The following is a 16,959-nucleotide window of genomic DNA, read 5'->3' as shown; positions in this document are numbered from 1 at the left end:
CTGCTGCGCCTGCTTGATTTTATTCTTCCGTCTGTCCTCTCTCCTAATCATCGCAAGCTCCACTTTTTTGTCGCCAAACAATGCTTCACGTCCCAGCATCGTAACCTTCAGATGCTTGTCTTCGGTATATGCTATCTCTATAAAGCCCATCTGCAGCATCTGCAACAGATAGTCGCGCCAGTCGCGTGCCGGAACGTCGTGCCCCACTCCAAAAGTCTTAAGCAGATCATATCTGTTTGCCGCCACGTCGGCAGACATCGTACCGCGCAGAATGTCTATCGTCGTAGTAAAGCCTATACGCTCTTTTGTGCGCATTATTGCCGACAGTGCTTTCTTTACTATCATCGTGCCGTCAAAATGCTGCGGAGGATTGTTGCATACATCACAGTTGCCGCAGTCGTGTTCGCTCACCTCACCAAAATAGTTTAACAGTATGCGCCTTCGGCACACCTGTGCTTCGGCATACTCCTGCATTCTGTTCAGTTTCTCGTTGTTAAGCTCGCTCTGTCCACTCTCGTCGGCAAAGCTGCGCAGGGTTACAAGGTCGCCTATGTTATAAAACAGCACCGTCTCCGTGGGCAGTCCGTCGCGTCCTCCGCGTCCTATTTCCTGATAAAAGCTCTCTATGCTCTTAGGCAGGTTATAGTGTATCACATACCTCACGTTGCTCTTGTCTATGCCCATGCCGAAAGCCACCGTTGCCACCACTACGTCTATCTTGTCTTTTATAAAGTCCTCTTGTATTCTGCTGCGCTCTTCCATCTCCAGTCCGGCATGATATGCTCCGGCGGCAACGCCCTCACGCTTCAGCTTCCCTGCAAGACGTTCTGTCTCCTTACGCGACAGACAGTATATTATCCCGCTCTCATAAGGATGCCTGTCTATTATGTCCAATATGGTGTTCAGCTTCTCCTTTGCCGAGTATCCGCGCCTTACATCAAGACTAAGATTAGGGCGGTCGAACGAACTTACAAATATTTGTGGATCGCGTAGGTTCAGTTTGTCTATTATGTCTGCCTTTGTCGTTTTGTCGGCAGTAGCAGTCAATGCTATTATAGGTACATCGGCAAAGCGTTCATGCAACACGCCAAGATGTACATATTCAGGCCTGAAGTCGTGTCCCCATTGTGATATGCAGTGAGCTTCGTCTATTGCGAACAGCGACACCTTCATCATCTGTCCTATCCATACTATTTCTGTCATAAAGCGTTCAGGCGAAATATACAGCAGTTTTATCTTTCCCTGTCTGCATTGTTCGCGTATCACTCTGTCTGTTGCCTCATCGTTACCGCTGTTCAGTGTTGCTGCCATTATGCCGTTTGCACGCAGTGCCTCCACCTGGTCTTTCATCAGTGATATCAGAGGCGATATAACCACAGCCGTACCTTCGAGCATCAGCGCCGGCAGTTGGAAGCATATCGACTTTCCGCCGCCTGTAGGCATAAGCACTAAAGAATCTTTCTTTTGTATCACATTCTTTATTATCTCTTCCTGCATCGGTCTGAAACTGTCATATCCGAAATATGATTTCAATATCTGTTTTAATGCTTCCATTTATTTTCTATTACTATAATTGAACAAAAAACTGTAACGATAACTAAAATCAGACTTTACTGTATTTAATTTCAACAATTATATTCTATTTAACTTTTCATATATTTTATCTTTCAATTCAATTTGTAAGGTATTTCTTTCCAATAAACTTTTTAATTCGTTTGTCAGATGCCCATTTACTTCTAAATATTTCATAATCTCTTTTAACTGGTTCAAAAGAGCTATTTCGGTTTTAAAACTATTATTTATTTTTTCTTTCACATCTCCTTGATTTGAAAACCTTATTGGATTATATCCATTATTTTTATATAGTTCCCAAAAATTATTTACACGTACCACATATTCTGACCTGATATCACAATTTTTCAAAAATTTCTCAAACTCATCAATACCACAAAATATATCTGCATAAAATGGTTCTGGAGAAACAGTATTAATCTCAGAGTTCGTGCTTAATCCTGTACGAATAAACTTTTTGAAATATCTTGTCGGATTATTAATAACTACACTTTTCATTATATTCAATGCTTCTTTTTTCAAATGAACACGCATTGTAAATGGCTCTATCTTCTCTATACAATTATAAAATAGTGAGAATCCTCTATCTGACAATTTATCTTGTTCATTTTCAAAATATTTCAACAGAATGTCTGAAAGCACAGAAGTTTCAATCAAGATTTTTGCATTATCAATTGCGCCAATATTAACATCCTCAATAAAAGAACATATACCGCTGCTTATTAACTCAGGATGAGTTGTATTCATTAAAAAATTATACACAAGACGATATTCATTATCTCCTATCTCATGTCCAAATTTATTTGACAATTCTTTTTTTATTAAAATTGTTCGCAATAAAAAATTCACAATACGAGATTGTAGATGTCCAAAATAATTAAAATCAACTAAATTAAATATATTTAATAGCAAACTAAGTTGTTCTTTATCTGCAAAATTAAAAATCTTCAATGATTCAATCATTGCATTAGAAGCTTGCCTTCTTATTTCTTTTATATTAGACTTTACAATTTTCGATAATAAACTATATATTTTAGTACAATCAATCAAATTGGATTTATTTATAGGATTCTCATTTGGTGAAAAAAAGAGTATTAAAATCTCATTAAGTTGATTTTCAAATTCTAAGAGATATTTCTTTTTATATAAATCTTCAGCCATCTTTATTGCATCATCCTCTTTTTTATCTGCTAATGCCAATAGTTCACTTATTGTTAAAATTTTATCATCAAGTCTATACATAAAATATTTATTATAACTTCTTAAGTTATAAACTCCATTAATTTTATTATCATTTGGTTTAAATAGATATATCAAAATATTTTTTATTATATCAATATCTAATTTTTTATAACTAAAAAGTTTATTAATAGTTTCAATATAATCTTTTTTTAAAGCAAATATATTATTTTGCAACAATAATAATCCAAATGGGTTATTAGCTAAGATTGTATAAACATTATCATATCTATACCTTAATAATTCAAGAAAAAACAAATTTTGAAACTCTATTTCATTTTCATTTTTTTCATTTTTATATGCCTTAGCTAAAATATAAAATGAATTATGAAAACGTATAACATCTCTAATTGTATTTAATATTTGCGGCGCTAAATAATTTTCAATTATACTATTTGTAGGTCTCTCTGGCGCATAATATATAATATTCTTAATTCTTAAATCATCTTGTTTAATATTCCATATCTCAGCAATAGTTTTCTTAAATCTCGTATATAATTCTTCACAAATTATTCGATTTTCACTTTTGGGTAAAGCAATATCAACATTAAAAAACTTTTCCAAATATAAATCCGAATTACTTATTCCACAATTACTTAATGCAGAACAAACATATCTTTTATCGTAAGCAACGATAAACTGAACAAAAGGAAAATTTGCAGTATTTCTAATTAGACGTAAAACTTCCTTTATTTCTTCAACATTTAATCTATCTATATCATCAATAAAAATTACAGTTTTGTGTTTTGTTTTTGCTAATTTATTACATATCAGATCGTATGGATTGCTCTTTCTATGAGATAAATAATAAAAAAATCTACATATAGTTTTAAATAGTCTTTCAGTTTCTTTATCCAATAATAATTCGATATATTCATCAAAAGTGGATGATATATTCGGAATATAAATTCTCAATTCATTGCGCAACAATGTAAAAAAGCATCTAATAATAGATTCTGAGGTATCATTTTTCCATGGTTCAAAATTAATAACGCTTTTTACAGTATTATCCTTATCATACATATCTTTAAGTTTTGTTATAAAAGTTGTTTTACCGCTTCCCCATGTACCTGTTATGGATAGAGTAAAACTACTTTCTTCATAAAAACTTGTTCTTAATGTATTATATGTAGATTCACATAAACAATGACGATTATAAGTATCAGCTACTCCATGTGTTTTTTCTATTTCCAATTCAGGCAAAACATTTTCTTTAGATTTATTCCTGCATACAATAAAAACACACTGAACAATTTCACATATCAAAGAAAGATAAACAACTAAATCACTACAAGCAAAATAAGGATTATAAAAAAACAATGTATAATTCCAATTATCTGAATACCGACAAAGTACATATATAAATGTACAAATTAGAACCACTGTACATCTATTTTTATTTATCGTTTCTGATTTCCTCGCATCACAAAAATAATATATTACAATTATAAACAAATAAATGATACTTAACCACGACGCTCCATCTTTTATGTGTGATGCAATAGGATATACCCATATTATATTAATCCTATTTACCCACCAATCTTCAAAAATAAAAAAAGACGCTATAAGTGTTATTGAGCATAACCACATAAATGGAAAATCTCCTATACTCTTAAAAAAGTCTATTACTTTTGACTTCATATAATCTTATCTGCAAAATTATTCGACATTTAAGAATCCCATTATAAAAGCATCAGGAAATACAAATTTCTTTTCTCCAAGAGCAAATTTAACATAAACAAACTTTGCATTTCTGTCAAACTTTACAACTTCTCCCTTACCAAACTTCCTATGTACAACAATAGTCCCTAATGATATATTTGAAATAATATTTCCTAAATCTATATTTACATCTGCATCAACAGACGATTGCATTGTCCGAATATCAGTTTGTACTAGTCGTGAGGAAGCTGTCACCTTTACAACTTGCCTATTTGCTGAAATAGCTTTGTTTGAGATATCATTATTTTGCTTAATATGAGTATTTTCACTAGGTGAATCCTTAAAATAATCATGAATATTTACATCTGTAATCGAGGTTTGTTGTTTGTAGAACAACCGTTCATATTCCGACTTCCTTATTGTTGTATCCCATCCACCAACTTCATCATTTTGGTGTTTATTTATACCTGTATATACAAGACTGGCATCCTCATAACGCTTAAACTTGAAGATAGCATCGTTCATAAGTGGAGCATTAAAGACACCAAGAGTGCATAGCATATTAAAGTCTTCAACATCAAGTCCTGTTACTTTTTTAAATAGCCCTGGCTCAAGTTGCGTTATAACATCTTTCAAACAACGTTCACGATAATCTGTCAGATACATAAAAACTGGTATACGAGTAGCAAACTTTATCAATTTTTCCTGTATCTGTTTGCGTTTACTTTTCATCTCCCTTTCTTCTTCCGAAATTTCTTTTTTCTCATTAGAAGTAAGGTTTTCATTTTCTTTTTTGGCTTTCTTTATAGATTCTGATTTGTTGATAATTGTTGTTAAATCATTATTAAGATTTCTGAAGCCTTCAATACTCATTAAAGCTTTCATAGCTTCCGGACTATCAAGAAGTCTTTTTAAGGTATCATTATCAACATTTACAAGTAACGCAGATTCCCATCTCTTCGCAAGAAGAGTTGCTGAAGTGCCAGATAAAGCAATATCAAGAATGTCTTGAGCATTAACTTCTTTCATGCTACTGCCGTCATATGCAAGCACAGGAAGGAACTTTATAAAATCTCCTACTTTTTTTTCTGGATTAGACTCGTTTATATCTAAACTACAACTATAATCAGAAATCTGACGCAAAGCCCTATCAAGTGCAAAATCAAAAACATAACATTCATCCTTCATAATCGTTTTTTCTCCATCCTCATTTTTTACCTCCCAAGGGCTTTGTACACGGAACGCTGCCTGAAAATATGTTTCAGGACTCTTTAGATTACGAAGCATTAATATACCACTCCATGGCTTTACTGTCACACCTGTAGTAAGTTTACCACAAGTAAGTGTTATGGTCTTTGTCTTCAAAGGGTCGTCCATTGCAGCCTGCAACGGAAGTAATGCTTCTAAACCAACACCTGCATGTGTGCCAGCACATACTACTACTTTATAATCATGATAAAATGAATTTTGTTTCTGTGCTAAAAGATTTGCCATTGCATAACATGAAGCGACATTCGGTAAAAACCACAAAGTATGTGACAACACATTTAATAATCTAACATCACTAAATGGCATAGGTGGTCTTTTATCATGCCCCAATTTCAAATCGTCAATACTTGCCGGAAGATATGAACCACGAATAAGATTAAGCCACTTTTGTACCTCAGCTTCATACTTAAATTTTGCATTTTCACCTTTTCCTTCAGTGGAGAAAAACACATTTAGATCGAATTCGTCAAACTCTCCTTGTTTTGCAACTTCCTGAATCTCCTCTGGCATTTTATATGTAAGCATAACCATTCTTGGCAAAGACAAATAAGGATTTCCATTACCTTTCCATTCCGCCTTTGCCTTCTGTTCATCTGAATATGTCCAGTTGAAAATCTGTTCTTCAATAAACTCCCCTGTATTAAGTGCACGGAATGGCGTTCCTGATAAAAAAAGATAATATTTTGTTGAAATAGGAAGCCATGTTTCATTTATAGCATTATTAGCTTCGTCTTTCTGATATTTCTCTACATCAAAGTTCACATCATCTTCTTCATTTTCCTTCTCGAACAAATCTTTCGCTCTTTCTCTCCATGCTCCAAAATGATATTCATCAAAGATAACAATATCCCAATTGGTAACATGTATAAACTCATTTTTTGTCTTTATACCACCATTGTCATTCGTACCAAGTAAATCTTGGAATGAGCCAAAGACAACAATGGGCCTTGACTTATCTGCCAATTCAAATTCTTGATCTATATTTATATTATTATCCTTTGCATCTTTGTTTGACACATATTGCCATCCTTCAAAATCAACATGAGACATCAAATCCTCTCTCCATGCCGACTCTACAGCTGGTTTAAAAGTTAAAACAAGAATGCGTGTAAGTCCCATCTTTTTAGCCAACTGATAACTGGCAAAAGTTTTACCAAACCTCATTTTAGCATTCCACAGAAATTTTGGAACTCTTGTCGGATCATCTTTTATTGATCGCTTAAAATATGCTTGAGTTAATGTTACTGCGCGTTCTTGTTCAGGACGCATAGAAAAAGTCTGTGTTCTATTTTCAATATTCTGTGTGCCTGTACGTAATGCCACAATTGCACTTTTTACATCTGCTACATCACATTTAAACCATTCATCAGTCTTATCATTTGGATTAAGTCGTTTAAATCCTCTTTTCTCAAGAATTCTATGAATATCCTTATCTGTAAAACATGTTCCATTTGATGTCATGGCTGACTCAACTAACACTATCTCATAGCAAACTTTACTTGTATGAAGTTGTTCTTCAATACGTTCTTTAGCTGTGCGGTCAGTATAACCAATCTTCAGATAACCTATATGGGTTGTTACGCCTATCAGTTTATAAGCATAAATCGTTGGCGTTACGCATGGACGTTGCGGGAAAAATAATTGTACCATTTATTCCATCGGTTTAATCATCGATTCTATAAACTCAATCTCCTCTTTTGTCAAATTGTATTTCTTATACAATTTTTCATCTGTCCAAGATACTGAAAAATCTTGTTGTGGAACAAATTGATATACACCTTTAGGCGCATTTTGCGAGTTCTTTTTTAATAAAACAAGAAATCTAAAGAATTTTGTTGCAATATAAGACATAACATTATTACATTCATTTTCATCTTTAAATTGTCCTATTACTAAATAGCTTTCATTACATACAGTATTCGGTGCTCCATAAAAAGGCTTAGGAAGTATTGGATGAGGAAAAGTATCACTTCCACTACCAGCTTTAGCTATATATACTTTATGCCAAGGTATCATCTCTTTACCCTTTGTTACTTTTTCCAATGGTATAAAAGCTTTTGTTCCACGAACATCTCTATCATTCCCACTAACAAAAATAGCCAAATCAGTGTCTAAAGTCTTATTTTTTTTACCTTTTTCTGTATTAGGTATTCCAAAGGGTAATCTTGTGCTGATCAATGATTCCATTGATTTTTCCTTTTTTATCATAACTTTATGAAGAATTTCAACAGCTTCATTATACCGAATAAATGTATCACAGCCATTTTCTAACAAAGGACGATTAACTGGTCCAAATATACGACTATCTTTATGTGTATAAACGGCACAATCACCAGAATAATCCCTATCCCATAGAAAGAATGTTACACCTCCTTTAATTTGCACTCCTGAAAAACAGTCTGTTGCTTCAGGGAAGTCATGAAGAACTCTTAACCTACAATCATGCAACATATCATATCTAAATTTATCTAACCCCTTACCACCAGTAAACCACCTTGCAGGAATTATCATTGATAAATATCTAGGATTTAATTTTTTTGCTTGTTCAACAAATAATTGATAAATAGGTCTTGCGCTTGCGCCATTGCCTCCCCCATCACTTAATTGATATGGCGGATTGCCTATAATAACATCAAATCTCATATTGAAAATTCTTTCTAAATCTAAATTGTGAATAAATTGATATGCGTGCGTTTCCAATTGTGTATCTCTATCATATTCAGACTGAGCAGCCCCGCAATAGATACATTTTCCATTTTTCCATGTATGTTTAATGCGTTGGAAAATTATATTGCCCTGCGGTTTGTCATCAGGAAACTTGTACACAGAAAATTCACTGCTGGGAAATTTACTGCAATAAACACTACGACGAGAAAGCAAACTTGTCAACTCAGTTATAGCGATTCCATAAAGTTGTCTTGAAAATATATGTTCAATCCTCTTATTAAGGTCTGGTATTTTATATTTCAAACCTTCAATTAAACGTTTTGCAATTTCTCTAAGAAATACACCGCTTTTACAACAAGGATCTAAAAATGTTGTATCTAGACTTTCAAAAAGTTCTTGCGGCAACAAGTCTATAATTTCATTAGCAACTTCCGGTGGTGTGAAAACCTCATCATTACTTAAATTAGCAATGCATGACAATACATCAGGATTATAAATCTTCTGAAATAAACTAACCTCCATACTGCTGAACTTTTTTATAGTGAGTGATATAACGCCTTAAAAACACGCCTTCCTTTTCTTGCTGCTCTTCTGTAAGAGCAAAAAGGTTTCCTTCATTGCTTGTTGTATCATTATATAACAACAAATCAGCCATAGTATAATCCGAGCGCTGCATTTTAGATTCGCCAATAAGTGTCCATTCCGAAAAAACAATAGGCTCATTCGTATCATTACAATTTTCATCTACACACATTAATGTAAGCGCATTACCTGTAATAATATTTTTTTGTATTATAAATCTAACAGCCTCTCTTGTATCATCAGAAGAATCATCTTTGCATACAGCAGTATATTCTTCATTCCATATTTTATAAAGCCTTTCTCTACATGTCTCAACATTATCATACATAATATCGATACCATAAAGGCTACTTACCGCTACAATAGATTGTTTTTCATAATCTCGGATACATTTTTTATATTTTCTATTTATTTCTGAAAGTTTTCTTTTTAAAATGGCGGAAAGAAAGTTTCCATCTCCACAAGCAGGCTCAAGAAACCTAGAATCAGGTCTCAAACATTCGTTATTAACCAAATCAAGCATAGCATTAACTTCTCTTTCAGCCGTAAAGACTTCTCCTCTTTCAGAGACTCTTTCTTTTGATTTTATTTGTGTCATAATTACTATTCATAAATATATTCTACAATAGCTTCTTATATTGAATTCTTCAAACGACTAATAATAGGAACGTCCTATATCATTAAAAGACTCATTTTCTCTCATAATAAGATTCATTTTGAGAAATAGCTATTGTACAGTCGTTTATAATGGACTAAGTCTTGCCTCTCTTGCAATGCAAATTTATTCATTTTTTTCGTAAAAACATAATAAGATAAAATGTTTTTATAATAAAATCACACATCATTTTCATGCATGCTAAGATTGGAATATACCTAAGAAAAGTATAAATCTACCACCCCCCCAGCATATCAAATCATCCACCTTTCTCAATCATTTTAACACACAAAAAAAATTGAAACAAGAACATATACTTTTCGTTAACAAACAAGAGAAATGAAGATTAATTTAGCACAGACCGTAAGCAAAACAATACGCATAGGTTTCAAATCATTAACCTATTGTTTTTGAGTCGTAACTCGGCCACTTTTGATGCAAAAGTGACTGAGTTTTTAGGCACAAACAAATGAGTTTTAATGGCGAAACTGATGCGTCGGGATATGGCGCGAGCAGTTAAATAATAATGCGCAAAAAATGCAGGCAACAAAAACCGGCCTATACAGTCAAAAGAAGAAAAGAAAGAGTTAATAAGTCATAAAAATAATGACGGCATATAAGTTACGCCGCAACATAACAGCTAGCGACGTAACTATCAGATAATCAATGCCTATTTAAAACAAAGTAAAAAATAAGGCTTTAAGCTCTTTGAAAACGCCTGAAATGCCTTTACGCCGAACAGCATCGGACAGCGACACGACAAAAGAGGATTTGGCAATATGAACAAAACAGACTATATTTGCTGCGTATTTAACCCATATTATATGAAAGATTTTACTGAAGAATTGATTCTCTTTATCAGAAGACACAAAATCCTGGCATTAGGTGTCTATACGGCTGCAGTAATGACGGTGTTGACTATGACGTTTAGCGAAAGCAATGACGAAAGATGGTTGAACCTTAATCTTTTAGACATCATAAATCGGATGTCAGATTAATAAACGACCTAACAAAAAAACAGAACACGGAACAGTTTTTATTGGTTCCGTGTTCTGCTGCTATATGTTTAATCCTAAACCGGCCATCCGGCCGCATACTTGGTTTACAATATTATCACTGCGCTTTATTTAACAAGCACTTTATATGAATTATTGTTGATGCGAACAATAAACAGACCCGGCTCAGAGCTTATGTCAGATGCATTGCCGCTATAAACCATCTGTCCGCCAACGGTGTATACCTGCATCATCTCTCCGTCTGCACCCTCAACAACAATTCTGTTGTCTGCAGCATAGACATTGATATTGTCATTAAACATCTGGCTTGCAATTCCGGTGCCGATAGACTCCATGAAGCTCAAAATCGGGAAACCGTTGTTTATGTTCTTTGTATCAGCAGCCCATATCTTATCTTCGCTGCCGCTACCGTTGTTGAGCGTAGTAACAAAATCTTCAGCCTTCATCTGATCTGAAGTCATGACAGGAGCATTTGTTATTTCGAAAGCACCAAAGATATCGGTAACTTCACCGCATGAAGAACCGGCAAACACATCAGAGCTGAAATACATGTCGTGCATCTTAAGCGTGTTGAAATTCTGGAACATGGCAAGACCCATGATACCGCCTAAAGTAGAGTTGCCATCTATTGCACCGACATTATAGCAGTTGTATAATTCACAGTTGTCGCCACGGCCTAAAGCATCACCAATGATACCGCCGAGACGCTCCGGACCACTCACTTTACCGGTATTAATACAGTTGCGTATAACGCCACCCTCAAGCAGTCCGATAACGCCGCCTGCACCATTTGTCATAGCTTTAACATCACCGAAGTTTGCACATTCTTCAATCAGGCTGTAGCATGTACCGGCAACACCTCCTGCTGACATACCATTTCCGCCTTCGCTTCCGGCTGTAATATCTCCATAATTAACGCACTGTCTGATGACGCCTTCTCTGTAATTAGAACCAACGATACCGCCGGCATAATAGTAAACACATGATATGTCAACCTTGTTGACACAATTCTCAATGATACCGCTGTTTGAGCCTACAAACGGACCAACAACCATATCGCCCGTAATCGAACCGCTCTCAATTATCAGGTTTCTCAACTCAAAGCCCGGATCAGTGCATCCAAACATACCCATTGACTTATAGTCAGTCAAACCAGGAATGGTCAGATTAGTAATTTTATGGCCGTCGCCGTCTACTTTTCCGCTGAAAGCAACTCTTACATTTTCCTCACCAACAGAACAGTTGTATCCGATAGGGAACCAGTCGTGACCTGCCAAATCAATATCAGCAACCAGTTTGAAATATGTATTTTCGTATACAGAAGTACCGTCGTAAACATCTTTAGCCAGTTTAGCAAGCTGCTCCGGAGTTTTTATCAGATAAGGCGATTCAGCCGTACCCTCGCCACCTTCAAAACTTGAAGCAGCGAAATCTGTCCATTGTGTCCCGTCGGCAACAGCAGATACATGATTGACACTTTTGTCGAACGAATAAGACGCTGAAGCTGTCAGACTCTGCATAGACAGTCCTAAGCAAAATAAAAGTAAAGTTTTTTTCATAGTTAAATTATTTTATAAGAATTTATATGATTATATTTGTCAAATATAGACAAAATAAAACAAACCGCAATGAATTATTACAATTAAATATCATTTCGCTTTATAAATTAAGCCATATAGACATATATTTCAATTTATTAATATTAAAACATTTCACTTTCAGATATCAGCTGAAAGGGTTAATGTAAAGATATTTTCTGCCTACCTAAACGGAAGATGAGATGCAAATATTAGAACACTATATAGGATTAAGAGAAACTATTTCGCAAGATTTACCCCAATCGGTTATCAGACCGCATATAACTTTATCAATTTTATGTATTCATGCTTTCAGCCCGCCTTTTGTTTCTATTGGCGTCTTTTTGTTCGCTTTTTCTTGACATGGCCCGCTATGCCTGCAAAAATCCAACAAAAAGCCGCTCAATATAAAGCAAAAATACAGACCGAATCATAATAACAGATTTGGGTTTAAAAGGAATTCAAGAAAATAACGTTGACTTTTTATACTTTGCCCATGAACCTGTTATGACAATAATAATAAGGTCTAAAACAAAAGAATAAAGTAACAGAAAAGCCTATACATCAGAGCAAGAAAAAAGAAACAGCTACAGGTCATTATAATCAAACAAGAAAAAAGTATAAAATATGAAAATATGACGACAAATGAGCGTAAATTTAATAATTTTGCAAGTTGAACGGCTGAAGCCGGAATCAACAACATATTAACAGAACAGAATATGAACACTCCATCGTTACAGCAAATTATAGACATAGTTAAGGAGGCTGCGGGACTGATGCAGACCGATGCCTTCGAAATATCAGAAAAAGAAGGATTTGCCAACATCGTGACATCATCAGATGTGGCTGTGCAGGACTTCCTGTGCGGCAGACTGAAAGAACTGATGCCTGACAGCGGATTTCTGTGTGAAGAAGAAGACATGTGGGACACATCGCACGAATACACATGGATAATAGACCCAATTGACGGCACGGCAAACTATAGCCGCGGCATAGCGCAATGCGCAATATGCGTAGGACTGAAGCACAATGAAGACATGGCTATGGGCGTGGTGTATATACCGATGACAGGAGAAATGTTTTATGCCGAGCAAGGCAAAGGGGCTTTTCTGAACGGACGACAGATACACGTGTCAGACCGCCCGTTTGAGAACTCGCTGCTATGCACAGCCCTGCCCGTCTACCACAAAGAGTATGCACAAATGTGCTCTGACATTATAGTTGAAGCCTTCGGCCGCTGCAACGACATAAGGCGCTTCGGCGCTTGCGCCCCGGAACTGTGCTATCTGGCAATGGGCCGCTGCGAACTCTACTTTGAATATCTGCTCAGCCCATGGGACTATGCTGCAGCCTCACTAATTGTGACTGAAGCCGGAGGCACAATAACAGCCACAGACGGATCGCCTGTAAAACTGACGCAAAAGGGCGGCGTCATAGCAGCCAACAACGCAGCCAACCATAAACAGATGGCAGACATCGTGGCAGAAAAGACCAGAATCACAAACTGACAGGCACGCACGCGAAGGCATAAAGACCTGAACGGCACGGACAAGACGCGGCTATAAAGAGACAGCCGCATCGAAATCGCTGTTGACCCGGCGCATCCATTCAGGAAGCATAGACAAAGCCTCATCCTGCAAGTTGTCAGGCATAGACCTGTAGAAGGCATAAGCCATAGGCCCGGCAATGGCAGCAAGAGTGTCGGCATCGCCGCCGAGAGAAATGGCAAGCTTGATGCAGTCGACATAATCTTTCGACTCAAGAAAACAAATAAGAGCTGCCGGCACCGTGCCCTGACAGGTGGTGTCGTTTACGTAGTCATCATGGATATCAGCATAACAGTTTAATGCCCAGTCTGGATAGAAATGTTCGAGAACATAAGACCTGACATACGCCTTGTCGCGGCCCGACTTGAGATGATACACAGCCAGGGCCGTTGCCATAGCCCCCTTTATACCTTCAGGATGATTGTGAGTGGGCATAGCCGTAAGACGTGCCATATCTACACACTCTTCTTCTGTTCCGGCAAGCCATCCGGCAGCACTGCATCTCATAGCGCTGCCGTTGCCGTAGCTGCCATAAGGATTATGGACAGATGAAGCCATCCAAAGCCTGAACCTGTAGCCGTAGCCTGCATGCGGATGCCCGTTGGTACGCTTCCACAGATTATCGGCCATGTCGAGATTGTTCAACAAGGCTTCGGCACAAGCAAAAGTACATACTGTGTCGTCGGTAAAACGGGCGTGAGAGGCAAACATCTCAACGGCATCATAGTTCTTCGTACTATTATATCTGCTCTCATAAGCACTGCCGGCAATGTCGCCAATGGCTGCACTCAACAATAAATTCTTCATATCGAAACAACTATTATCTGATAATAACAAGCAAAACTCTGCCGACAGCTAAAACTCCGGAAATATGCCGTTACGCCTGAGTTCCTCATACTTTTCAGTGTCAAAGCGATAGACAGAACTTTTATGACCTGATGCAGGCGCAACCTTAACAAGAAGGCCTGTACGCAACATTCTGCCACCAAAGCTCCGATGATCAAAGCTAACACAAAATACTGCTTCATAAAGGCTGCGCAACTCCTTCATGGTAAACTCTTTTGGCAGAAGGCCGAAGGCTACGGGATGAAAATGGATGCGCTCACGCAAACGTGTAAGGGCATCTTTCAATATACGTGCATGATCGAAGGCCAAAGGCGGCACCTCGTTGAGCGAAAACCACCGCGCCCTTGAGGCATCGTCGCCGGGACGCACCTCGCTTGTGCGTACAAGAGCATAATGTGCTATTGTTATTACACGCTCACGCGGATCGCGGTCAGGGGCACTATATGTATGAAACTGCTCCATATAAGCCCCGGTCAGTCCTGTTTCTTCTTCAAGTTCGCGCATGGCACCCTCGGCTGCCGACTCATCCATATTGAGAAATCCGCCGGGAAATGCCCAACAGCCTTTAAACGGCTCAGCACCACGCTCGATGAGCAACACCTGGAGACTGGAGCCATCGAATCCGAAAATGACACAGTCAACCGTAACTGACGGATGAGGATGCTTATATGTATAAACCTTATTTCCCATATTGTCTTTGTGTATTGATTCTTTTGCAAATATAGTGAAAGGCGAGAGCAATGCAAAACAAAAAAAACATTTTTTGAATCTGCAATGCCGAGCCGAATCCTATATATATCAGGCACGAAATGTCCAGTCTGCCCAAAACATGAGCAGCAGACAAATGTTTGCAATATAAAAGGCACAGAATAATCAAAAAAACAGCTATATTTACAGCCGGAAAAAATTATATAAACAAAGAAAAACAGAATGGGAAAGAAAGAATATATCAAGGCTAACCGCGAATGGCTTGAGGCAAAAGCCGGCGAAGACGGCGTAATGGCTCTGCCGAAAGGCGTTTATTACAAAGTGCTTTCGGCTGGAAACAACAACGGCGTACACCCTACTCCACGAAGCATTGTAACGGCACACTATACAGGACGCACCATTGACGGCAAAACATTCGACTCGAGCGTTGGCGGAACTCCTGTGGCTTTCAGACTGAGTGACCTCATTGAAGGATGGATTATTGCCATGCAATACATGTGCGTAGGCGACAAATGGGAAATTTATATACCGGCAGAACTGGGTTACGGAAAATTCTCACAACCGGGAATACCGGGCGGCTCAACATTGATATTTGAGATAGAACTGCTCGGCATTGCATAAAGTCAACGCAAAGATAAAGACAGACGGCAGGGCCATCAACGGGCAGAAGCAAGTCTGCAATAAAGAGACAAAAGTTCGTGATTGGCCTTGCCGTCAATACTAATGCTGCGCTGTTCGTCAAACAGGTCGAGCGAAGGGGTACATTCTCCACAAACATCTATGCCTATGACGTTCTCGTTTCGGAGTATTATTGAAAGCAAACTCTCAAGTGATACAAGCGACAAAGAGCCCTGATCCCAGTTGGTAACGGCAGAGTCAGTATTAAGCACATCCTTGTCTACTGAAATATACACAGGTTCGTCGACATGTTCAGCTGAGAACTTTCTCCATGCCTCAGCATGCTCTAAAGAAGACTCACCATAAAACTTTACCCGGTCGCGATACTCATCAGGAACAGCCCGGATAAGTCTGTCGGCAGCCCCAACGATAAGCACCTTGCGCAAGAACTTATTAGTGTCGAGCATGATCTTAACCCAAGAGCCACACGAAAGCATCTCATCGAATAAAGACGGCTGCATGTCGGGATGATGGTCGAATACTACCATTGAGAACGGTTCGATTATTTTATCGGTCCAAAACTTGCTGACGTAATGATAATTGCCAGAATCGATAAAATGCAGTCCGTGTGGACTGTAAGGCTTCATCCTACGTCTGAGCGCATCGGCTGCTTCAGCATCACAGTAACAGTCGGTGCCATTAAGGTCGGTACAGTCAATCCAGCGGAAATGACTATTTGACAGAAAACGCTCCTGCTCATATACATGAGTGAAGTTCATCACCACAATTTCAGGTTTCATCTTACAGTTAGTTTTTTATGTTTATTTGCTGTATTGCGCCTGCAAAGCCACAAGCTACTCGACCGCAACACTTCCGGCATTAATCCTAAAAACTGCCGCACAGAGCAAGAGCGAGCAGAAGAGTCAAAAGTCAGGCATGAAAAATCAGCCTTGCTGATGCTGCGGTCTAAGTTCCCAAAAAGCTACGGCTGGCGCCGG

General features: G+C 37.6%; 12 protein-coding genes. 3 read left to right on the top strand and 9 right to left on the bottom strand.

The window, feature by feature from the left end; genetic code table 11:
• The 6 genes from recQ to QVO66_RS11150 form a co-directional block, all read right to left on the bottom strand.
• On the bottom strand, nt 1-1,554 hold a 1,554-nt coding region (recQ, locus tag QVO66_RS11175; RefSeq protein ID WP_288172834.1), incomplete at its 3' end, for a DNA helicase RecQ.
• A 78-nt stretch (nt 1,555-1,632) separates the two neighbouring features.
• Nucleotides 1,633-4,455, bottom strand: a complete 2,823-nt coding sequence (locus tag QVO66_RS11170) for a KAP family P-loop NTPase fold protein (RefSeq protein WP_021855586.1) — start codon at nt 4,453-4,455, stop codon at nt 1,633-1,635.
• 18 nt (nt 4,456-4,473) lie between these two features.
• Nucleotides 4,474-7,395 (bottom strand): GIY-YIG nuclease family protein, encoded by a 2,922-nt coding sequence (locus QVO66_RS11165; protein WP_021855585.1) that lies wholly within the window; start codon nt 7,393-7,395, stop codon nt 4,474-4,476.
• The gene (locus QVO66_RS11160) at nt 7,396-8,934 is read right to left on the bottom strand and encodes an Eco57I restriction-modification methylase domain-containing protein (protein ID WP_021855584.1); all 1,539 of its coding nucleotides are present in this window, start codon (nt 8,932-8,934) and stop codon (nt 7,396-7,398) included.
• Nucleotides 8,924-9,592, bottom strand: coding sequence for a DNA methyltransferase (locus QVO66_RS11155; RefSeq protein ID WP_288172833.1), 669 nt, complete (start codon nt 9,590-9,592; stop codon nt 8,924-8,926). Before QVO66_RS11155 ends, QVO66_RS11160 begins: the two co-directional genes overlap by 11 nt.
• A gap of 1,180 nt (nt 9,593-10,772) precedes the next feature.
• On the bottom strand, nt 10,773-12,224 hold the full coding sequence (locus QVO66_RS11150; protein WP_021855580.1) for a hypothetical protein: 1,452 nt from the start codon (nt 12,222-12,224) through the stop codon (nt 10,773-10,775).
• Between the two features lie 737 nt (nt 12,225-12,961).
• On the opposite strand from QVO66_RS11150, the gene QVO66_RS11145 reads away from it, so the two are divergent.
• Nucleotides 12,962-13,750, top strand: coding sequence for an inositol monophosphatase family protein (locus QVO66_RS11145; protein ID WP_021855578.1), 789 nt, complete (start codon nt 12,962-12,964; stop codon nt 13,748-13,750).
• A gap of 51 nt (nt 13,751-13,801) precedes the next feature.
• Here the strand turns inward: QVO66_RS11145 and QVO66_RS11140 are convergent, their stop codons facing one another.
• Nucleotides 13,802-14,596, bottom strand: coding sequence for an ADP-ribosylglycohydrolase family protein (locus tag QVO66_RS11140; protein WP_021855577.1), 795 nt, complete (start codon nt 14,594-14,596; stop codon nt 13,802-13,804).
• A gap of 48 nt (nt 14,597-14,644) precedes the next feature.
• Nucleotides 14,645-15,325: an NUDIX hydrolase gene (locus QVO66_RS11135; RefSeq protein ID WP_021855576.1), complete on the bottom strand. Its 681-nt coding sequence runs from the start codon at nt 15,323-15,325 to the stop codon at nt 14,645-14,647.
• 240 nt (nt 15,326-15,565) lie between these two features.
• Between QVO66_RS11135 and QVO66_RS11130 the strand changes: the two genes are divergently transcribed.
• Entirely contained in the window at nt 15,566-15,964 is a 399-nt protein-coding gene (locus tag QVO66_RS11130) for an FKBP-type peptidyl-prolyl cis-trans isomerase (RefSeq protein WP_021855575.1), read from the top strand.
• A 35-nt stretch (nt 15,965-15,999) separates the two neighbouring features.
• On the opposite strand, the gene QVO66_RS11125 is transcribed toward QVO66_RS11130, so the two are convergent.
• The gene (locus tag QVO66_RS11125; RefSeq protein ID WP_021855574.1) at nt 16,000-16,761 is read right to left on the bottom strand and encodes an arginase family protein; all 762 of its coding nucleotides are present in this window, start codon (nt 16,759-16,761) and stop codon (nt 16,000-16,002) included.
• Here QVO66_RS11125 and QVO66_RS11120 point away from each other — a divergent pair.
• A partial coding sequence (locus QVO66_RS11120; protein WP_288172832.1) for a hypothetical protein occupies nt 16,726-16,959 on the top strand: 234 nt, incomplete at its 3' end. The genes QVO66_RS11125 and QVO66_RS11120 overlap by 36 nt on opposite strands.

The organism is Prevotella sp. CAG:255 (assembly GCF_000431195.1).
Classification (GTDB): domain Bacteria; phylum Bacteroidota; class Bacteroidia; order Bacteroidales; family Bacteroidaceae; genus Prevotella; species Prevotella rara.
This window is presented reverse-complemented; position numbering and strand designations above follow the sequence as displayed.